22 protein-coding genes and 1 riboswitch are annotated in these 20,849 nt (G+C 37.6%); of the genes, 5 read left to right on the forward strand and 17 right to left on the reverse strand.

Features of this window, described 5'->3' with window-relative positions; genetic code table 11:
- Nucleotides 1-128 precede the first annotated feature (128 nt).
- The 5 genes from thrB to yutH form a co-directional block, all read right to left on the reverse strand.
- Nucleotides 129-1,061: a homoserine kinase gene (thrB, locus tag H9655_RS20220; RefSeq protein ID WP_191817042.1), complete on the reverse strand. Its 933-nt coding sequence runs from the start codon at nucleotides 1,059-1,061 to the stop codon at nucleotides 129-131.
- Nucleotides 1,058-2,122, reverse strand: a complete 1,065-nt coding sequence (thrC, locus tag H9655_RS20225; protein WP_191817043.1) for a threonine synthase — start codon at nucleotides 2,120-2,122, stop codon at nucleotides 1,058-1,060. Before thrC ends, thrB begins: the two co-directional genes overlap by 4 nt.
- Entirely contained in the window at nucleotides 2,119-3,417 is a 1,299-nt protein-coding gene (locus H9655_RS20230; RefSeq protein WP_191817044.1) for a homoserine dehydrogenase, read from the reverse strand. The genes thrC and H9655_RS20230 overlap by 4 nt, the downstream gene beginning before the upstream one ends.
- A gap of 413 nt (nucleotides 3,418-3,830) precedes the next feature.
- Nucleotides 3,831-4,793, reverse strand: coding sequence for a 2-hydroxyacid dehydrogenase (locus tag H9655_RS20235; RefSeq protein ID WP_191817045.1), 963 nt, complete (start codon nucleotides 4,791-4,793; stop codon nucleotides 3,831-3,833).
- Between the two features lie 243 nt (nucleotides 4,794-5,036).
- Nucleotides 5,037-6,056 (reverse strand): spore coat putative kinase YutH, encoded by a 1,020-nt coding sequence (yutH, locus tag H9655_RS20240; RefSeq protein ID WP_191817046.1) that lies wholly within the window; start codon nucleotides 6,054-6,056, stop codon nucleotides 5,037-5,039.
- 186 nt (nucleotides 6,057-6,242) lie between these two features.
- Between yutH and H9655_RS20245 the strand changes: the two genes are divergently transcribed.
- Nucleotides 6,243-6,743, forward strand: coding sequence for a phosphatidylglycerophosphatase A family protein (locus tag H9655_RS20245; protein ID WP_095373610.1), 501 nt, complete (start codon nucleotides 6,243-6,245; stop codon nucleotides 6,741-6,743).
- A 141-nt stretch (nucleotides 6,744-6,884) separates the two neighbouring features.
- Here H9655_RS20245 and H9655_RS20250 read toward each other — a convergent pair whose 3' ends face one another.
- Both H9655_RS20250 and H9655_RS20255 read right to left on the reverse strand, forming a co-directional pair.
- Complete coding sequence (locus H9655_RS20250; RefSeq protein ID WP_191817047.1) at nucleotides 6,885-7,652, reverse strand: TIGR01457 family HAD-type hydrolase; 768 nt, start codon at nucleotides 7,650-7,652, stop codon at nucleotides 6,885-6,887.
- Between the two features lie 12 nt (nucleotides 7,653-7,664).
- The gene (locus H9655_RS20255; RefSeq protein ID WP_191817091.1) at nucleotides 7,665-8,102 is read right to left on the reverse strand and encodes a DUF86 domain-containing protein; all 438 of its coding nucleotides are present in this window, start codon (nucleotides 8,100-8,102) and stop codon (nucleotides 7,665-7,667) included.
- 160 nt (nucleotides 8,103-8,262) lie between these two features.
- Here H9655_RS20255 and H9655_RS20260 point away from each other — a divergent pair, with 160 nt between their 5' ends.
- Complete coding sequence (locus H9655_RS20260) at nucleotides 8,263-8,529, forward strand: DUF3055 domain-containing protein (RefSeq protein ID WP_191817048.1); 267 nt, start codon at nucleotides 8,263-8,265, stop codon at nucleotides 8,527-8,529.
- 91 nt (nucleotides 8,530-8,620) lie between these two features.
- The gene (locus tag H9655_RS20265) at nucleotides 8,621-8,878 is read left to right on the forward strand and encodes a hypothetical protein (RefSeq protein WP_191817049.1); all 258 of its coding nucleotides are present in this window, start codon (nucleotides 8,621-8,623) and stop codon (nucleotides 8,876-8,878) included.
- Nucleotides 8,879-8,920: 42 nt separating this feature from the next.
- Here the strand turns inward: H9655_RS20265 and H9655_RS20270 are convergent, their stop codons facing one another.
- Nucleotides 8,921-9,196, reverse strand: a complete 276-nt coding sequence (locus H9655_RS20270) for a YutD family protein (protein WP_191817050.1) — start codon at nucleotides 9,194-9,196, stop codon at nucleotides 8,921-8,923.
- Between the two features lie 160 nt (nucleotides 9,197-9,356).
- On the opposite strand from H9655_RS20270, the gene H9655_RS20275 reads away from it, so the two are divergent.
- On the forward strand, nucleotides 9,357-9,941 hold the full coding sequence (locus H9655_RS20275) for a YhcN/YlaJ family sporulation lipoprotein (protein ID WP_191817051.1): 585 nt from the start codon (nucleotides 9,357-9,359) through the stop codon (nucleotides 9,939-9,941).
- 56 nt (nucleotides 9,942-9,997) lie between these two features.
- On the opposite strand, the gene lipA is transcribed toward H9655_RS20275, so the two are convergent.
- A complete protein-coding gene (gene lipA, locus H9655_RS20280) occupies nucleotides 9,998-10,918 on the reverse strand; it encodes a lipoyl synthase (protein ID WP_191817052.1) in 921 nt (306 codons plus the stop codon).
- 233 nt (nucleotides 10,919-11,151) lie between these two features.
- Between lipA and H9655_RS20285 the strand changes: the two genes are divergently transcribed.
- Entirely contained in the window at nucleotides 11,152-12,102 is a 951-nt protein-coding gene (locus H9655_RS20285; RefSeq protein ID WP_318245526.1) for a M23 family metallopeptidase, read from the forward strand.
- 115 nt (nucleotides 12,103-12,217) lie between these two features.
- Here H9655_RS20285 and H9655_RS20290 read toward each other — a convergent pair whose 3' ends face one another.
- From H9655_RS20290 to H9655_RS20325, 8 genes are all read right to left on the reverse strand, one after another.
- The gene (locus H9655_RS20290) at nucleotides 12,218-12,922 is read right to left on the reverse strand and encodes an ABC transporter ATP-binding protein (RefSeq protein ID WP_191817053.1); all 705 of its coding nucleotides are present in this window, start codon (nucleotides 12,920-12,922) and stop codon (nucleotides 12,218-12,220) included.
- On the reverse strand, nucleotides 12,915-13,700 hold the full coding sequence (locus H9655_RS20295; RefSeq protein ID WP_191817054.1) for an ABC transporter ATP-binding protein: 786 nt from the start codon (nucleotides 13,698-13,700) through the stop codon (nucleotides 12,915-12,917). Before H9655_RS20295 ends, H9655_RS20290 begins: the two co-directional genes overlap by 8 nt.
- A gap of 1 nt (nucleotide 13,701) precedes the next feature.
- Nucleotides 13,702-14,643: a branched-chain amino acid ABC transporter permease gene (locus H9655_RS20300; RefSeq protein ID WP_191817055.1), complete on the reverse strand. Its 942-nt coding sequence runs from the start codon at nucleotides 14,641-14,643 to the stop codon at nucleotides 13,702-13,704.
- A gap of 4 nt (nucleotides 14,644-14,647) precedes the next feature.
- Entirely contained in the window at nucleotides 14,648-15,523 is an 876-nt protein-coding gene (locus H9655_RS20305; RefSeq protein ID WP_191817056.1) for a branched-chain amino acid ABC transporter permease, read from the reverse strand.
- Nucleotides 15,524-15,810: 287 nt separating this feature from the next.
- Nucleotides 15,811-16,998 (reverse strand): ABC transporter substrate-binding protein, encoded by a 1,188-nt coding sequence (locus H9655_RS20310; RefSeq protein WP_191817057.1) that lies wholly within the window; start codon nucleotides 16,996-16,998, stop codon nucleotides 15,811-15,813.
- 475 nt (nucleotides 16,999-17,473) lie between these two features.
- On the reverse strand, nucleotides 17,474-19,045 hold the full coding sequence (locus H9655_RS20315) for a Na+/H+ antiporter NhaC family protein (RefSeq protein WP_191817058.1): 1,572 nt from the start codon (nucleotides 19,043-19,045) through the stop codon (nucleotides 17,474-17,476).
- A 172-nt stretch (nucleotides 19,046-19,217) separates the two neighbouring features.
- A riboswitch (Lysine riboswitch) is annotated at nucleotides 19,218-19,402 on the reverse strand.
- A 119-nt stretch (nucleotides 19,403-19,521) separates the two neighbouring features.
- A complete protein-coding gene (locus H9655_RS20320) occupies nucleotides 19,522-19,824 on the reverse strand; it encodes a YunC family protein (protein WP_191817059.1) in 303 nt (100 codons plus the stop codon).
- A 61-nt stretch (nucleotides 19,825-19,885) separates the two neighbouring features.
- Complete coding sequence (locus H9655_RS20325) at nucleotides 19,886-20,731, reverse strand: DUF72 domain-containing protein (protein WP_191817060.1); 846 nt, start codon at nucleotides 20,729-20,731, stop codon at nucleotides 19,886-19,888.
- Nucleotides 20,732-20,849 lie beyond the last annotated feature (118 nt).

The following is a 20,849-nucleotide window of genomic DNA, read 5'->3' on the forward strand; positions in this document are numbered from 1 at the left end:
TCTTCCATCCTCAACGTGTTTTGATAACATTTTATATCCCCCACATAAAATTGATTCCATTCAATTATACAAAAAAAACTTGTAGACGTGGTCTAATTCTTAGACTTTGTCTACAAGCTGAAGCGATGTCACATGACATCGCTTTTTATTTTTGAATCATTTTCTTTATAAACGCGACTACCGATTAGATCCATTTGCAATGGAACTACTTGCATTCCATGTAAACCTGCACTCAAATGCGTTGCTAGTTTTTGTCCTTCCCCATCACGAGCTAAACAAAATACAGTCGGTCCTGCGCCACTTAGGGCAACACCAAGTGCTCCATTCGCCATCGCAACTTTTTCTACTCCTTCAAGCTCCGGTACAATTTCCTTACGATAAGGTTGATGATAAAGATCTTTCATCATCATTTGGCCTGCTTGTTCATAATTCCCACTAATAAGTGAAGCAATAAACACATTGCCAACTGCCCCTGCATGCACAGCCTGCTTATAAGAAAGTTCCGTTGGCAATACTTGGCGCGATTTCTTCGTTAATAATTCAGATGTTGGGATACAAGCGACAAAATCAACTTGAAGGTGATATAGTGATAAAGCATCTACACCATCATCTGTTTGACTACCGATGAGCAATCCTCCAAGTAGGGAAGCACCAACATTATCAGGGTGTCCTTCTATTTCGGTTGCCCATTCGAGTTTTTGTTGTTTTGTTAATTGTAAATCACATAATGTATCAGCAAGTTCGATTCCCGCCACAATCGCTGCCGCACTTGAACCTAACCCTCTAGCAATGGGGATATCACTGCTCACCGTTAACCGACACGGCGGGCATTCCTGATTGTATTTCTTTGCTGTTTGCATAGCCACTTGAATAATATAATTCCGCTCATCTGTTGGAAAAGTCATCAATCCTTCTGAAAGAGGAATGACTTCCCATTGATCATGGGTTGTTACCTCGAGTCGCAAATACAAATTGAGAGCCAAACCAATGGAATCAAAGCCTGGCCCTAAATTTGCTGTACTAGCAGGTACTTCAATGACGAGCATTTCACCTGCCATCATACGTGGACAACTCCCTTAATATGCGCTGCCACAGCTTGCTCATCATTTGGCAATTTCACAGGTTGAATAGGACTCGCATCAATCGCCGTATTCGGATCTTTCAATCCATTTCCAGTTAAAACTGCTACTACTTTTGTTTGATGCTTAATTTCTCCATTACGTAATTGCTTATATACACCTGCTAGAGAGGCACATGATGCCGGTTCAGCAAAAATCCCCTCTGATGAAGCTAATTTTCTATACATACAAAGAATTTCTTCGTCACTGACTTCATCAATTTTACCTTGCGATTCTTTCGCTGCATTCACCGCTAAATCCCAGCTTGCTGGATTACCGATGCGGATAGCGGTAGCAACTGTTTCAGGGTTTTCAAAAACCCGATTATGAACAATGGCTGCTGCTCCTTCTGCTTCAAATCCATGCATTTTTGGTAGGCCTGTTTGTTTTGCTTGATGATATTCTTTAAACCCTTTCCAGTAAGCGCTAATATTGCCCGCGTTTCCAACTGGTAAAGCGAGAATATCTGGCGCCATTCCACCTAGCTGATCACAAATTTCAAATGCAGCTGTTTTTTGCCCCTCAAGACGATAAGGGTTTACAGAGTTTACCAATGTAATAGCTTCTGTTTCACTAATTCTTCTAACCATTGACAATGCTTGATCAAAATTCCCTTCAATCGAAACCACTTCTGCCCCGTACATGACTGCCTGTGCTAATTTACCCATAGCGATTTTACCTTCAGGAATCACGACAATACATCTTAAACCAGATCTCGCTGCATACGCTGCTGCTGCTGCAGAAGTATTACCTGTCGATGCACAAATAATCGCTTCGCTTCCAGCTTCTTTCGCTTTAGCTACTGCCATCACCATACCGCGGTCTTTAAATGAGCCTGTTGGGTTCGCTCCTTCTGTTTTCACATATAAATCAATTCCCCATTCTCTTGAAAGGTTATCTAACCGAATTAAAGGCGTGTTGCCTTCATTTAATGTGAGCATCGGAGTATTTTCAGTTATTGGTAAAAATTCTTTATATGATTGTAATAAGCCTTCCCATCTCATCGTTTGGCTCCTCCTTCTACACGATACGAACTTTTAATTTCTTTTACTGCCTCTAAGTCTCTTAAATGATGCATAATATTTTCATAGTCTTCTAACGATGCTTGGTGTGTAACAACAACAATTTCTGCTAGCTCTTTCTCTTTAACCGGTACTTGAAGAATCTTCTCGAAACTCACACCTCTTTGCGAGAAAACATTTGTGATATTAGCGAAAACACCGACTTCATCACTTACATGTAAACGCAGGAAGTATTTCGCAAAAATTTCGTTATCGTCTTTTAATTTCTTCTCAAACTGTGGAACTGCCGCACTTCTTCCATTGACTCCTAATCGCATATTCTTCATAACCGCAACTAAGTCTGAAACAACAGCTGTTGCTGTAGGTAAGCTCCCCGCACCAGGTCCATAAAACATTGTTTCACCAACTGCCTCACCATACACATATACGGCGTTATATTCATCTTGTACACCCGCAAGTGGATGGGTTTCTGCCAACATCGTCGGTTGTACACTCACTTCCACTTTTTCGCCTTCTCGGTGAGCGATTCCAATTAATTTCATTGAATAGCCGAGTTGTTTCGCATATTGTAAATCTTCTTCTGTTATTTCTGTAATCCCGTTAACTTTCACATCATCTAAATCAATATTCATAGAAAAGCCTAATGTCGATAAGATGGCCATCTTTCTAGCTGCATCCAATCCTTCTACATCAGCAGTAGGATCACTTTCTGCATAACCAAGTGCTTGTGCTTCTTTTAGAACCTCTTCGTAAGCACTGCCCTCTTTACTCATTTTTGTCAAAATAAAGTTTGTCGTGCCGTTAACAATGCCCATCATTTTCGTAATACGGTCTGATGCTAAACCATCTACTAGCCCTCTTAAAATAGGAATACCACCAGCTACACTTGCTTCATAAAATAAGTCACATTGATTCTCCGAAGCGGATTGTAATAATTCCGGCCCATAAACCGCCATTAAATCCTTATTAGCTGTCACAATATGCTTATGATGATTGATTGCTTCTTGGAGATATTCCTTCGTTTTCTCTAGTCCGCCCATCACTTCGATGACTACATCTATATTATCGTTCTTTAAGATATCATCAGGGTTCGCTGTAAGTAAATCTGGGTTTATTTCTACCTCTCGCTGTTTATCTAACTCTCTCACCAGAATTTTACTCACCTTTACCGGGCATCCAATTTGATGCATAAGCTTATCCTGGTTTCTTTCAATGATTTTTACCACACCTGAACCTACTGTGCCCAAACCTAATAAACCGATCGAGATTGCTTCCATTTCCGTTCCCCCTCAGATTGTTCTTATAGAAAGTACATTTGTATTTGTATAGTAGACATTATAGACCTGTTTCTTGTCTTTGACAATAGGAGAAAGTAGTTTTTATCTATTTTTCTATGAACGCTTGAAGACAAAAAAGACATTTCCATAAAATCTGAAAATGTCTTCACCCTGCTTATTCTTTATTTTTTTCACAAAAATAACTATACACTCAACAAGTGTCATGATAATAAGTGATATACCAAATAAGGTTTGCTCTTCATAATGTATCGTTTTTTTCTCATTTTTTTTAAAATAATGATGAAAAGAAATGTGCTTGGATATTTATTAAGGAAATCATTCGGATAAAACATAAACTAGAATACTTATGTCCCAACCTCTTTAACTTTTCTCGATTCATCCAATATGGTTGATTATTTTACTGGTGTAAGTGGGGCCTCACCTGAAAATACTCGGTCAATGTTCTGTACGCATAATTCCATCATTTTATATCTTGTTTCAGTTGTTGCACTTCCAATATGAGGCAATGCGACTACTTGTTTTAATTGTAATAGAGGATGATCTCCTGAGATTGGTTCTTCTGCGAACACATCTAATCCAGCTCCCGCAATTTCACCCTCTACTAAGGCTATGTAGAGATCATCTTCATTGACTACTGGTCCACGTGAGGCATTAACAAAAATAGCTGAAGATTTCATTTGCTGAAAGACTTCTTTTGTGAAAAGATTTCTTGTTTCATTTGTTAAAGGCGTTAAGCAGACGATAAAGTCAGATTGACTGACAAGTTCTTCAAATGAAACATACTGAGCATGAAGTTCTTCTTCCACTCTCTTTTTCCTAGAACGATTATAATATAGGATATGCATATCAAATCCTTTTGCCCGTTTAGCAACCACTTCACCAATACTCCCCATTCCAACAATTCCAATGGTTTTCCTATGGACGTCATGTCCAGCTAATAGCAGAGGGCTCCAGCTTTTCCACTGACTATTTTTCACATATTCTGCTGCCTCAATCATTCTTCTAGCCGTTGCTAATAATAGTGAAAAAGTCAGATCTGCTGTTGATTCTGTTAGGACATCAGGTGTATTGGTGATTGTGACATTCGCACGCTCTGCCGCGTGAATATCGATATTGTCATAACCAACTGCCATATTGGCGACAATCTTTAACTCGGGGGCATATTGAAATAATTCCTCATCGACTTTTTCTGATAACATTGTCATTAAGCCTTCTGCATCTTTCACCTTATCGAGTAAAACATGACGAGGAATCACTACATCCTCCTTGTCCCACATCTCAACATCGTATTTCGCTTGTAATGGCTCAATGATCTCATTTGGAAGTTTCCTTGTAATAAACAATTTCTTACCCATTCTCTCACCACTTCCCATTTTCTTTTCATTATAGGCAATTTTTTCATTTGGTGGAAGTGATTTTCTTGGTAAGAAAGCACGATCCAGCTTGAACTTGGCTCGTGCTTATAAATGGTTGATCTTTAGCTTTAGGTGAAAACTCATCTTAATTGCTACATTATTGGAATGAAGGTGTGCTGATTTCAGATTTCCCCACCCTTTCCAAACTTTTTGACTGATGAAGTGTACAAATATAAAATTTATTTATTTCGATTCCAGCCATTCAGGCATTGGAATATACCATTGTTTAGCTACTTCCTGATGGTTGACGATTTCAAAAAACCGCGAGATGAATTGTTCGTATTCTGGCGATTGATGTAAATACTTTTCTAATTTTTCCTTCAAAATATTCCGTTCTTGTTCTGTTTGTGCACCATAATAGCTTTCAATGCATTCAAAGTAATGAAGCGGGAACATCATTCTCGCATAATATAACCGCCATGAAAAACTTGATAACGGACTGATCGATTCATATTCTTCAACAAACTTTCTTACGTCTGGTTGATAGGTTTTTATATTCTTGAAGTACTTCTCTCTCGTCCATTCGGCTAAATCTCTTGTGGCATGGTCAAATACCCAATCAAAAGGGTTTTTCACATAATATTGTTCTCCCCATGTACGATTAGAAAATCTTTCATGGCAGACAGTGCCAGTATCAGTCATCATCGGTTCATCATCAAATTCCGTATCCACAATATATTGAATCGCATTTTCAGCCATTCCCATGTAATAAGGAAATGATTCTAAAAATAGGCGGTCAAATTCACTTTCTCCATCAAATTGAAATACCATATCATTCCATACCTTTTCCATTTGATCGAGTCTTGTTTCCCACAGTGTTTTCCATTGACCGATTCGACTTGTTTGTTCCACTGCAAAATTAACCGTTCTCCCACGAAAGTGGAATTTTGCCAACTTCCTGCCGAAATGCCCTTCTTTTCTTGGCTGTAAACGTTGATTACTTAAAACTGCATATCTCGCTTCCTCCCACTCAGTATAAGGCTTTCCTTCTGTTGTTTTTTTAAATCCAGCAATATTCTTATCCCCACTCATTCTTAAATGCTCTGCAATTTGATCCAGTTCAGTTAGCGCCTCTTCTTTTAAATGATTAGCAGGGACTAATATATACACTTCATTTTGTGATTTACAAGCATTATAATGATCAAACCGAAACTCTTCTTCTGCCTGAATATTATATTTTTCCTTGAGTAAACGTCTTAACATTCGTCATAACCCCCTTTTAATCAAGCTAAATAGATGCATTTTATTCAAATATATGAAAAAATAGCTAAAACTTGTTGATTTATTTTTAGGGGATATGATGGTTTGAAAGTTCGCAAGCTATCATTACTATCATATAGTAGTAAAGAGCAGCATAAAGCGAATAAAATTATAGAAAAAGGTGAACTCATGAGTGAAGAAAAAGCAATTACTTTAACAGAGAAAACAGCAAGGAAATGGCTCAAAGAAAGAGGAGTAGAGATTGTTGATATTGCTGAGTTAGTGTATTTTCTTCAAGAGAAATATCATCAAAACTTGAAAATAGAAACGTGTATCGACAATGTAGAAAGAGTATTATCCAAACGTGAAGTACAAAATGCCATTCTCACCGGTATTCAATTAGATATGCTTGCAGAAGAAAAGAAATTAATGGAGCCACTGCAATCAATTATTGAAACAGACGAAGGATTATATGGGGTTGACGAAGTATTAGCGTTATCAATTGTAAATGTGTATGGTTCTATCGGCATGACGAATTTTGGTTATGTAGATAAATTAAAACCCGGTATTTTAGGGCCATTAAATGATAAAAACTCTGAAAGATGCCATACTTTTCTAGACGATATTGTTGGCGCCATTGCTGCAGCAGCCTCAAGCCGCCTTGCCCACCGTGCGCATCATGTAGAATAGCTAGAAAAAATAATGGGACGTCACTTTATAGTGAGCCTGCTATTTTAATTTGCTCTCCTTTTTATTACCGATACCATTTTAAGCTTTACCAACAATATAAAAAAACAGCAAGTACATTTTTCGTACTGCTGCTCTTCATTCTTATAAGTATTCCCACTGATTTAGTGTATCCACAACAAAGGTTGGTTGCTGCTCATAGCCTTTTAGTAGTTCTTTTGTTGTTACGCCTGTATGAACCAATAATGTGTCTATACCAGCATTCATTCCTGCCTTGATATCTGTATCATAGTTATCTCCAACCATCAATGTATGAGCTTTATCTGTGCCTAAAACTTTTAACGCTTGCTCCATAATGATCGCTTCTGGCTTGCCAATAAATGTTGGGATAGTTTGCGTCGATACACTAATGACTGAGGTTAATGAGCCATTGCCAGGTAAAAGTCCTCTTTCAGTTGGGATGGCAATATCTCCGTTTGTAGAGATAAAGGTAGCTCCATTTCGTACAGCCAAACAAGCCGTTGCAAGTTTCTCGTAATTGATATCACGATCAATCCCTGAAACAACATAATCGGCGTGCTCACCTGCAAATTGAAATCCCTTTTCTTCTAATGCCTGGCGAATCCCTTCTTCTCCGATCACAAATATAGAAGCTTCCGGACTTCTTTGATAAATATAATTCGCCGTTGCCATACTCGTTGTAAATACTTTATCTTCTGTCGCCTCAATGCCAAAATTCTGTAATTTATCAGCAACTTGTTTCGGCGTTCTAGATGAATTATTTGTGACAAAAAGATAGGGAATGTCTCTTTCTTTTAACCCTTGTATAAAGGAAACGGCTTCATGAATTAACTGTTTTCCTTTGTACATCGTCCCATCTAAATCAATTAAATAACCTTTATATTTAGTCATTTAGGTTCCCCCTTAATTTCTAAAAGCTGATACAGGACCAAGTTCCTTTATTAAATAGTCTCTAACAACTGAAGGGAATTTTTCTAATTGAGCTAATTCTAATTGGAAGCTCTTGCTTAATTCATCATGTTGAATGCCTGTATAGCTTTGCACTAAAGGCTTTCGGTATGCAATAATCTTTTTATAGCTGATAGCCATTTCATGGTCAATGACTTTTTCATCTTCCAGAATATCAATAATATCCTCATAACTACCTGGGTCCCTCATAATAAAGCCATCAATCATTGCATTTCCTACATCTAAGATCGCTTCAATGATCATATGGCTCAATCTTTCAAGCGCCAGTTTTTCTATATCCGAATGAAGTGCTGTATGTTTCCCTAATAGTGATAGTTGTTTTTCCAAATAAACAAGGATTTCTTCAATCTTTTCTCGATCAACAAAATACATGTCCCTCACCTTTCTCATCCCATACTTCCTATCTATTGTATCTCATTCATCACAATGAAGAAAGTTCTCCCTTATATGAGTATAAAATCAATTTCCTGTCCGATGAGATTTTGTTATGATAAATGTAGCATGGATAGTTAGAAAGGGGTCTATACGTTAAATGACCGAGAGATTCTTTTTATATGATGACTTAGAAGATACAAAAACACGCTTTGTTAGTTTTATGGGTGAAAATCAACGCTTTGATTTAGCGCTTGTACGTTCAGATCGGTATTATGGAAAACAACTCGTTCTTGATATTCAAGGAAGCCGCTTTGCAATTATTGGTACCGATGACCTTGAAGAAGAGGGTTATTTAGAACATGCTTTTCAACTAGAGTACGAAGATGCAGAAGAGTTAAGAGCCTTTTTATATGAGGTTATTTAACTGATTGGATAAATTGATTGCTCCTGCAAATAATATCAAATGAGAGCGTAGTTAGGCTTTCATTTTTCTCATATGATTAGGAGTGATACCAATGGATCAAAACAAGAAATACTCGGATTTTGACAATGTTGAATCACAAAAGGAAAACCTCGCAGTGGAAGATCTACCTGAGGGCCCATATGGTTCACCAAGAGGGAAGCATACACCTGTTGAGAACAAGAGTTCAGAGTGGGAAGAAGGTCAACACCAATCTAGTGCATTTGTTTATGAAAACAGGGAACTTCATGCTGATATTCCTAGAGAAATGCCTGGAGCACACGATCCTCATTCAGAAGCTGAAAATGAGTAGCTTATAGCAGAAAAAAGCTGGACGATTTCCGTTCAGCTTTTTCTATTGCTTCACCCTTTTTACAACGAAATAAGGACAACCAAAATTACAGTATTCGTATAAATACTCTGTCAAAGTACTTATTTTCGTATCATACGTCGCTTTTTGATTCTGATCATCAAAAAATCCTCTTAGTCTGAGTTGGCCGTAACCCCAGTCACCTACAATATAATCATAACGATTTAATATTTCACTATATCGGCCACGAAAAGCTTCTTCATTAAATCCGTCTCTCATATCTTCAATTACTTCATAACAAGCGTTTTGTATACAAACCAATTGATCTCACCTCTTTTTCATTGGCTCACTATATTTAAATTATAAAGAAAGTTAACGTCTATGTACAATCGTCCTATTTTAAATTATAACTGATTCACCATCAATTACTAAGGAAAAAAACGAAAGAATCGGAAAAGATATTGTTAAGGGGGTGTTTCTGATGAAAAAAATGATCATGTTCATCGGGATATCCAGTATGATTGCACTCACTGGATGTCAAGCAGCTGATCACTCCGCTAAAGGCGATATTTATCCCGAAAGTGGCAATACAGTTAATGTGAATGATCAGCGAACAGATATTTACAATACAAGTCAGCAAAGTAGTGAAGATTTTGGATACGTTCGCCATCAAAAAAGTCCAATTTATGGAGAAAAGGTATCCAATGAACATTATGCTGCCATCAATCGTGAAAAGGTGGCAGATATTATCGGAAAATATTGCACTGAACTGCCAAATGTGGATGATGTATCGACATTAGTGACAGACAATGAAGTGTTAATTGTTTACAATACGGATTCAGAAAATCGTGAATCAACTGCTACACAAGTACAAAAAATGGCTGAATCAGTTGTTCCAGGGTGGTTTGATATTTATACGACTGACAATACCCATCTACGTAAAGAAATAGAAAGTTATTCTACAATGGATGCTGATAGTGAGCATACCCATTATGGGATTGAACAATTAACGAGCCAAATGAAAAAGGCCGATATTAACCATTCTGAAAAGATGTCAAATAAGTAACGCTGTTAAATATCAAAAGAGGATTAGCTCCTATAAGCTAATCCTCTTTCTTACGTTTATGCTTCTTTCGCGTCTATATCACCCATTTGTTGCCTTTGCTTAGCTGCAGCATTGACTTGTTCATCTGCATGATAGGAAGAACGAACCATTGGACCTGCTTCACAATGACTAAATCCTTTGGACATTGCAATCTCCTTTAATTCATTAAACTCATCTGGGTGATAATATTTCACAACTTTTATATGTTTTTTCGATGGTTGTAGATATTGACCAATCGTCATAATATCTACATCATGTGCGCGCAAATCATCCATCGTTTGAATGATTTCTTCTTTTGTTTCCCCTAACCCTACCATTAAACTCGATTTGGTCGGAATATCTGGTTGCATCTCTTTAGAACGTTGTAAAAATTCAAGTGATCGTTTATATGTAGCACGCGCTCTTACTCTTGGCGTCAGTCTTTCTACTGTTTCAATATTATGGTTTAAGATATCTGGTTTCGCATCCATGACTGTTTTAAGATTATCATATACCCCGCCCATATCAGAAGGCAAAACCTCTACAGTTGTAAATGGACTTTTTCTTCTAATTGCACGAATCGTTTCCGCTAAAATAGCTGAACCACCATCTTTTAAATCATCTCGTGCAACCACTGTAATAACTGCATGTTTTAAATTCATTAAAGCAACTGAATCAGCTACGCGTTCTGGTTCTTCCCAATCAAGCTCAGTTGGAAGTCCCGTTTTGACCGCACAAAAACGACAGGCTCTTGTACAAACGGAACCTAAAATCATAAATGTTGCTGTTCTTCTTACCGCCCAACATTCATGAATATTAGGGCATTTTGCCTCTTCGCATACAGTATGAAGATTCTTTTCTCGCATCATTTTCTTTAATCCGGTGTAGTTTTTATTTGTGTTTAACTTTATTTTCAACCAATCCGGCTTACGTAAATGATCATTTTTCATAGTCGTCATTCTTCTTCACTCCATCCCAGAATTTCAAAAAGACGCTTTTTTTTATCATCATTATTATCTAGAGGTTCTTACAGAAGCAACTTTAACACATGGAAGTAGATAGAACAACCTCGTTCATCAAAACCTTCCAATATTTTATATTTATCGTTTTTTTATTTTATCACAAACTATAACAGTAATTAGAAGAGAAGGGAGGTTTATTGGTGCGATTTTTCACATTACTTTTCACCTTAATAACGGTCTTATCTTTTATCCAACCAGATACGACAGCAGCCTCCGAAGTAGATGATGTTTACACAAAAAGAATGGCACTTTATGAAAGAATTGAAGCAGTTACAACCATTCCTTGGTATTATCTTGCTGCCATTGATCAATATGAAAGAAATGTAAGACAATCTAGGAGAGACTTACCTAAAGCTGAAGGGATTACTGGCATTTACTTTAAACCGGAGGAATGGGTTGGATTCACAAACCCAAATATAAATGATGAAGACCCAAAGACGATTAAGTTTTTTAACGGTATTGGCTTTGATGGTGATGGTGACGGAAAAGCAAGTTTGCATAGTGATGACGATGTATTGTACGCATTTGCCAACTTTCTACTTCGTTATGGAACGGACTATGAGAACATTAAAATTGGTATTTGGAACTATTATAAGCGTGATAAATCAGTCAGAATAATTATGGGAAAAGCAAAGCTTTATCAAAACTATGGGAGACTTGATTTAGACGAACATGTTTTTCCTGTCCCAATTGGTACTCATTATAGCTATCGTAGTACATGGGGCAGCGCGAGAGGTTGGGGTGGTAGAAGAATTCATGAAGGAACGGATATTTTTGCTGATTACGGCCTACCCGTTAGAGCCACCAGTTATGGTATTGTCGAAATGAAAGGCTGGAATAAATATGGTGGTTGGCGAGTCGGTATTCGCGATATCAACAATAACTATCACTATTACGCTCACCTAAGTGGATTTTCTGATGAATTAAAAGTGGGGCAAGTTGTTGAACCTGGTAAAGTCATTGGTGGTGTCGGAAGTTCTGGCTATGGCCCAAAAGGTACTTCGGGAAAATTCCCTCCACACCTCCATTATGGGATGTATAAGGATAATGGCTATACTGAATGGTCATACGATCCGTATCCTCATTTGAAACTATGGGAAAGACAAGAAAAAGCAAAATAAACGAGGAATAGATGGCGCCTTCTCGTTAGAAGCGGCATCTATTCCTCGCTTTTAAATGTTCCATCTCTTGATTCATCTTCTCTTTTTTGATATCCGGGCTTCCACTGGTTCTTTTTTATCCGCCCAAATAAGCCGTACGGATTTCATCACTTTCACGTAAATCTTTTGCTGATCCGGTAAGTACCACTTTTCCAGTTTCAAGGACATAGCCTCTTTTCGCAATAGAAAGGGCCATATGCGCATTTTGTTCAACAAGCAAAATCGTTGTTCCGTTTGTTTCATTAATTTCTTCTATAATACTGAAGATGGTCTTAACCATAATTGGGGCCAGGCCCATGGATGGTTCATCTAACAATAGCAACCTAGGTCTAGCCATAATGGCTCTGCCCATCGCTAACATTTGTTGTTCTCCGCCTGATAAAGTTCCGGAAAGCTGTCCTTTTCTTTCGAATAATCGCGGGAAAAGTTCATATACTTTTTGGATATCTTTTTGTACTTCTTTATCTTTTCTCACAAAAGCGCCTAGTTCTAAATTTTCTTCTACAGTCATATTTGAGAACACTCGTCTTCCCTCTGGTACATGGGATATCCCAGCCTTTACAATCGTTTGTGCTTGTTTACCAACAATCGATTGATTCTCATATTGAATCACGCCTTGCTTCGGCTTTAATAATCCTGATAACGTTTTTAATAGCGTACTTTTCCCTGCTCCGTTTGCACCAATTAAAGTGACAATCTCTCCTTCTAATACCTCTAATGAGACGCCCTTTAATGCATGAATATTTCCATAGTAAACATCGATTCCATCAACCTTAAGCATCCGAAGAAACCTCCTCTCCGAGATAAGCCTCGATCACTTTTGGGTTGCTTCTAATTTCTTCTGGCAATCCTTCGGCAATTAATTGCCCATGGTCAAGTACATATATTCTTTCACATATCCCCATAACTAAATTCATATCGTGTTCGATTAAGAGTATCGTTAGATCAAACTTTTCTCTAATAAAGCGAATGAGCTCCATAAGGTCATGTGTTTCTTGTGGATTCATACCGGCAGCCGGCTCATCTAATAGCAAAAGTTTTGGTCCAGCCGCTAATGCCCTTGCGATTTCTAATCGCCTTTGTTGCCCATATGGCAAGTTTTTAGCCAATTCATCCTTTACATGTTCAAGCTGAAAAATACGTAATAGTTCTATTGATTTGTCTTCCATTTCTTTTTCCCCATTAAAATGAGAAGGCAACCGCAGAATCGAGCTTAACATCGAATGTTTCGCACGCGAATGATTGGCTACCTTTACATTATCTAACACAGAAAGATCATTGAATAAACGAATGTTTTGAAATGTCCTACTGATTCCTTTCCTTGTCACTTGATAGGGAGGGAGCCCATTTAAACGTACCCCTTCTAAGAAAATATCTCCTTCAGTTGGCACATAGACACCGGTTAATAGGTTGAAGCTGGTCGTTTTCCCTGCTCCGTTCGGGCCAATCAAACCGACCAGTTCCCCTTGGTGAATTTCCAAATCGAATCCTGAAACAGCCTTTAAACCGCCAAAAGAAATACCTGCTTGATTGACTTTTAATAATGGACGCTTCTCCATTTTAACTTCCTCCTTTCACGCTTTTACGTTTAAAGAGGTCCGTAATTTCCTTTGTCCCCAATAAACCTTGCGGACGGTAAAGCATAACTATAATGAGCACGGCACTATAGATAATCATTCGTGTTTCAGGATAACTTTGTAAAAATGTGGAGACAATTGTTAACAAGATAGCCGAGATAACCGCCCCAGAGAGACTGCCTAATCCCCCTAATACGACAAAAATGAGGATATCAAATGACTTCAAAAACCCAAATTGAACGGGTTGAATAATATAAAAGTTATGGGCGTATAATCCCCCTGCGATTCCTGCAAAAAAGGACCCAATAGCAAATGCCGCTACTTTATAATAGGTCGTATTAATGCCCATCGCATCTGCAGCAATTTCATTTTCTCTAATCGAAATACACGCCCGCCCATGCCTTGAATTTGTAAAGTTTACAATCACTAATACGGTGATAAATAGGCAAATGAAAGCAGAAGTCCAAGTTGTCATCTTTGTGACCTGCATACCTGCTGCTCCACCTACTGCATCAATATTTAAGAAAATGATGCGGATAATCTCTGCAAATCCTAAAGTTGCAATCGCTAAATAATCACCCCGTAATCTTAAAGACGGAATGCCAACAATTAATCCAGTTAAAGCGGCAACAATCCCACCAATAATAAGGGCAATAGGAAATGGAAGTGAAAGTTTCATCGTCACAATTGCTGAAATATAAGCCCCAACAGCTAAAAAACCAGCATGTCCGATTGAAAATTGTCCAGTAATTCCGATAACTAAATGTAAACTTACAGCCAGAATAATATTAATACATATATAAACAAGTGTATTTACATGATAATTATTAACCATCCCGATATTTGCAGCCATCTGAACTGCAAAGTATACAATAATAGAGAGAATAACAAACAACCAGAAACCTTTAATCTTCTTCGTATTCATCCTTTTACACCTTCTCTCTTGCATTTTTGCCAAAGATACCTGATGGCTTAAATAAAAGGATTAAAATCAGAATGACAAATGCTGCCGCGTCTCTCCATAAAGAGTAACCAAGGCCACTAACAACCGTTTCAACTACTCCTAGCACAAGACCTCCAACCATCGCTCCAGGAATTATTCCGATGCCACCTAGTACAGCTGCAACAAAGGCCTTTACTCCTGGAATCACACCCATTAACGGTTCTATTTTTGTATAATACACGCCAAAGAAAACGCCTGCTGCCCCAGCCAACGAAGAGCCAATAGCAAAAGTAGCTGAAATGGTTGTGTTTACATTAATCCCCATCAACCTTGCCGCATCCATATCATGTGACACAGCGCGCATCGCTTTACCGATTTTTGTTTTATGAACAATAAATTGTAAAACGATCATTAGTACAATAGAAGTGCCTAAAATCATGAGTGATTGACTACTTATTTGTGCACCAAAAATGTTAAATGTTTGATTGCTAATGACTTCAGGATAAGCCTCTGGTTGTGCCCCTCTAAAGTAAATAAATAAGTACTGTATAAATAAAGAAATTCCTATCGCTGTTATGAGAGCAGCAATTCGAGTAGAACCTCTCAACCTTCGATATGCTACACGCTCAATTAACATACCCATTCCTGCACAGACAGCCATTGCAATAATTAAAGCAGGGAAGAACCCTAATCCCCATCCAGCAATAGCATAAAAACCGACAAAAGCCCCAATCATAAATACTTCACCGTGGGCAAAGTTGATCAATTTGATAATTCCATAAACCATTGTATAACCTAAAGCAATCAGTGCATAAATACTTCCTAACGATATCCCATTTACTAACTGTTGAATCCAATCCATGAATCCCCACTCCTCTTCAAATAACCCGAATAGCTTCAGATAGAGAGTGACAGCTAGCGAAAACGCTATGCTGAATATCTCCTTTTAAGGTAATTGACACGCTTATTCTAAAAAAGCTGATGATCTTTGATAATCCACAAACACCGACCGGACAAAGATCATTCACTCTTTTCTTTGTCCCAAGTAACCTTGGACTATAGGTATTGGCAATGGCATCTAAAATTTGCCCTTATCTGTAAAAAAATGGAAGGCCCCTTTCGCTCCTCCCATTTCAATACAGCCTTAATTTAAGGATCTACTTTCGTTTTGAAGACTTGTTCCCCATCCTTATATTCCAATACAGTAGCTGATTTAATTGGGTTATGATCTTCATCGACTGAAATGATACCCGTTACAAGAGTTAAATCTTTCGTCTCAGCTAAAGCATCTTTAATTTTCTTTGCATCACTTGTACTTTCGGCACGCTCCATGGCATCTTTCAACATATATACAGAGTCATAACCTAATGCATTAAAAGCGTCTGGTGATGAGCCATTATATTTTTCCCCGAACTTTGTTACAAAGGATTGGATCGTCTCATCTGGATCACCAGAAGAATAATGGTTTGTAATAAATGTATTATTTAAGGAATCCCCTCCGGCTAATTCAACTAGCTTTGGTGAATCCCAACCGTCAGCCCCCATTAGCGGTACGTCAATACCCATCTCACGTCCTTGTTTGACAATAAGTCCTACTTCTTCATAATAACCGGGGATAAAAATAAATTCTGGATTAGCTGATTTAATTCTTGTAAGTGTGGACCTGAAATCAGTATCCTTTGCCACATACGATTCTTCGGCAACTATTTTCCCACCTGCTGCTTCGAAAGTTTCTTTAAAGGAAGCTGCTAAACCTTTTGCATAATCACTTGCATTATCAGCATAGATAGCTACATTTTTAACTCCTAATTCATTTGCAGCAAAATTCGCTGCGACCGTTCCTTGGAAAGGATCAATAAACGATGTACGGAAGACAAAATCATTTAAGCTTCCATCTTCATTCACTGTGACATTGGGACTCGTACCTGATGGAGAAAGCAATACCGTCTCGGAATTATTAGCCACTTGTGCTTGAGCAACTGTGTTACCACTTGTAGCAGACCCAATAATAGCTACGACATCATCATTTTCCGTTAATTTAATTGCTGCATTTGTTGCTTCTGCTGCATCCGATTTATTATCGACTTTTACGATTTCTATTTCTTTACCGTCAATCCCACCATCTTTATTAATTTCATCCACAGCCAATTCAATTCCTTCGGCAATTCCTTCACCATATGAGGCAACAGCACCAGAGAGTTCTAGGTTGGCACCTATTTTGACAGTATCGCCAGACTCACCACCACCTGCACTATCACTACCACAGCCAGCAAGGAAACCTGCAGCTCCTATAGTAGAAGCTAGAAGAACAGCGGTCATTCTCTTTTTAAAAAACATAAAGATCCCCCTTTTTTGATTATTCCAACAACTAAGGTCATGGTTCAAATCCCCCATATAACCCCCACAAGAAAAGATACCATACAAGAAATAGACTAAAATAACCAAAATAAAATATTTTTCTGATAATTGCTATAAATCTAAAAATAGTATAGTATCATTTTATTCATCTGTCAAAACAATCTTTACGAATAGTATTAATATTTAGAAATCTATCAACCATTTAGAGCGTTAAAGGTTTTTTCTCTCTTATGTTTTGTTTATAAAACTCTATCATTATATTCAAAAAATAGTTAAAAGTAGATAGATATAATGTAGTTTTTATAATTGTTAATAATTAGGAATTCTAAAAGATAGGCATTTTTCATTGGAGGTAAAATAATTTTGCTTATGTAGTGATTTTAGACTTGTAGAATAGAAAAAGAGGAATAAACCGATGAGTTCATTCCTCCTTCCTTTATTTTTAAAAAAGCGATCATATCATCTTTTCGGTTTTTGTACCGAACATTTTAACAACGATTAAAATCCCAACCATCATCACAATCAAAGCAGCTAATGAAATAAGTACACTTCCACTTACACCCAAAATGATATAAGAGATCGCTGCAACAACAGCTGCTGTAAAGGCATAAGGAAACTGCGTAATGACATGATCAATCAAATTACTACCTGCACCTGTGGCGGATAAAATAGATGTATCAGAAATCGGTGAAGCGTGATCTCCGAATACTGCTCCTCCAAGTACAGCTGCCATTGCAGGAATCAACAGGGATATATCCGTTGCTACTGCAATATCACCAGCTATCGGAAGCAGAATGCCAAATGATCCCCAAGATGTACCTGTACTAAAGGCCATAAGTGCCGCAATAATAAATAGGATAACAGGGATAAAGTCATGACTAAGATTCGATTGATTAATTACGCTAGCCAAATATTCCCCTGTACCTATTTGACTAATTAAATCTCCGAGTAACCAGGCAAAGATTAAGATTAATACTGAACCAAACATAGATTTCATCCCAACCCATGTTGCTTTCAAATAAAACTTATTCGTTAGTTTATCGTCTTTTTTTATTACTTGAGCAAATTGTACGTAAGCAACAACTAAACTCAATAATCCTCCGACAATGAGTGACAAGGCCACATCTGTGTTTTCTAATAAGGATACGATTGACAAATTCCCCTCTGCACCACTAATGCCTGTCCATGCCATCATACTCACTGTCCCTATAAATAAAACAATGATTGGCCAAATAAGATGACCTACAGTCCCTTTCGTACTAGTAGGTAGTTCCTCTTGAACCTCGTCTTTCAACTGTTTCTTCTTATCAAATAGAATTCCTTGTTGAATAGCTTGGTTCTCATGTTTCTTCATTGGACCAAAATCAATTTGCCCAACAACGATGATAAATACCATTATAATTGCAGCCCATACATAAAAATTTAACGGAATGATTTGCATGAAGGCAGAGAATGCACTATAATCCGTTATTTCATGAGCCACTAAAATCGAGCCAATTAAGGCAATAATTGATGCTCCCCAACTCGAGATGGGCGAAATCACACATAAGGGTGCGGATGTAGAATCAATCAAATAGGCAAGCTTTACACGTGAAACCTTTTGTCGATCTGTAACAGGGCGAGATACTTGTCCGACTGTTAACGCATTAAAATAATCATCTATAAACAAAATCATACCTAAAACTACGGTTAATAACTGTGCACCCACTCTTGTTTTTACACGCTTCATTGCCCATTCACCAAAAGCACGACTACCACCAGATATTGAAATAAAGGCAGTAATGCTACCAAGAATAAGTAAGAATAATAGAATATAAACATTCCAAGTATTTAACCCTTCATCCGTTATAAAAAGTTCTATGAACGACGAGAAAAATATTTGCAACGTATCTAGCGGTTGATATCCTGCAATTAAGATAGCTGCTGTTAACGCCCCTAAACCAAGGGAGAGAATTACTCTTTTTGTTAGAATAACCAAAAGCATAGCTACCAAAGGTGGCAGCACAGAAATAAATGTACCTGTCATAAAAAAAGACCTCCTATTAGTATAGGAGCTATAGACATGAACGAATGCGTCTCATATCAATTAACGATCAGAGAAAGGTGTCCCCACTTTTCTTTGATCCTTAATTGATAATAAAAAAGAGTAACGATAGAGATTCTATCATTACTCTTCTAGAAGTAACGTTATTCTCCATCACGACTGTAGCTCCCCATTATGGTTAATATACCTCCATAATGACAGTGTTACTCTTATTTAGAGCAACCCCAACAAATAAATATTGACGTACCTATTTGCTTCGGCAAATCTCCCTTTTATCAATGTTCACTGTTGTCATCCTCACATTGATTACTAATGATGATTTGCGCCTCTACCCCATCGGATTGATAAGGCATTATTCAATTGCTATACATTATATCAAAATATAAATATTTATGCAAAACTCTATCAAAACCTTAAATATTCTTAAATTTATTGTTTTGAAGATATAGTAGGATAAACTATACCATTCTTAATAACGCTTCTCTTCCGCTCATCCCTTTTTTTATTCCTAAATCCTCCGCAGCAAAAGTGACTGATTCAAGTGGTGCATCGATTAGCTGCTGAATCGTTTTCACCCCAACTGCTCTTCCAGCAATTACCTTGCGATCTTTTAATTTCTCATTTAATAACGCAACGTCTAATGCACCACACATGATATATCCTTTATCATTTGATACGACTAACAAATTAGTCTTTGGCAGCTCAACGGATACAGTCATAAACGTATGACCATCCAAAATAACAGGCTTTAATTCAACCATGACCGTCCCCCCTTCCCTTTAACAATTTATGTTATAGGTAGAGATTCGGTGTACTCTTTCATTAAAATAAACCGAGTTGTTTTGGAGCTAATCCATCATATTCAATGCCCAATATGTGAAGCATTTCCTTTGCATTATCCGCTGCGTCACCACCAGAATTATTATTAAAAAGCACATAGACCTCCTTCGCCTCTTGTTGTAATTGCTTTAATCGGTCTGCCCATTCCAATAATTCCTGGTTATTATAACGGTATAGATATCGAACTTCACGCCAATTTGGTTGTTTTTTATTTTGCCACCCATGAACATTTCGACCATGAAACCTGACAAGCACAATTGGGTGACCGCAAGTATGCAACGCAATTGGAACAGACCCCTCCCCTGCTTGTGGTTCATCACAAACAGTATGTATCCATTTCTCTTCTTTGATAAAATTTAGAGTACCTTCTATAAACGTTTCTTGATACCAAGACTGATGTCGAAATTCAACTGCACATGGTATTTCTCCCATTTGCTGTTTACACCAACGTAAATATTGGACATTTTCCTTTTTACAATTAAACCAAGGTGGAAATTGAAATAGGACCATCGCTAATTTATTTTCTCTTATATAAGGGGCTAGCGAAGCTTTAAAAGCAGCAAACATTTCTTCCTTTGACTCAAATGGAATCTCACCTCTTTGATGCCCCGTCATCCCTTGATAAGCTTTCACAACAAATTTAAATGAAGCAGGGGTTTCTCTTACCCACTTTTCCCCGTTCCTTTCCGGCTGTACGGCATAAAAGGAAGCATCAACCTCAACTGTTGGAAAATGAGCGCCATATTCTAATAGTTTATCACGGTTAGATACACGCTCCGTATATAGGCTATCATGATCTCCCCATCCAGTAAGACCAATCCTAATCATTCCATCACCTCATCTACCAATCATCTTCATACAGATTATTTTACCTAAAGGATACAACCATAAACAAGAAAACGCGCAAAAATAAGTGAAAAAGAAATAAAAAATAACCCGAACTATT

The sequence above is a fragment of the Cytobacillus stercorigallinarum genome, assembly GCF_014836495.1.
Classification (GTDB): domain Bacteria; phylum Bacillota; class Bacilli; order Bacillales; family Cytobacillaceae; genus Cytobacillus; species Cytobacillus stercorigallinarum.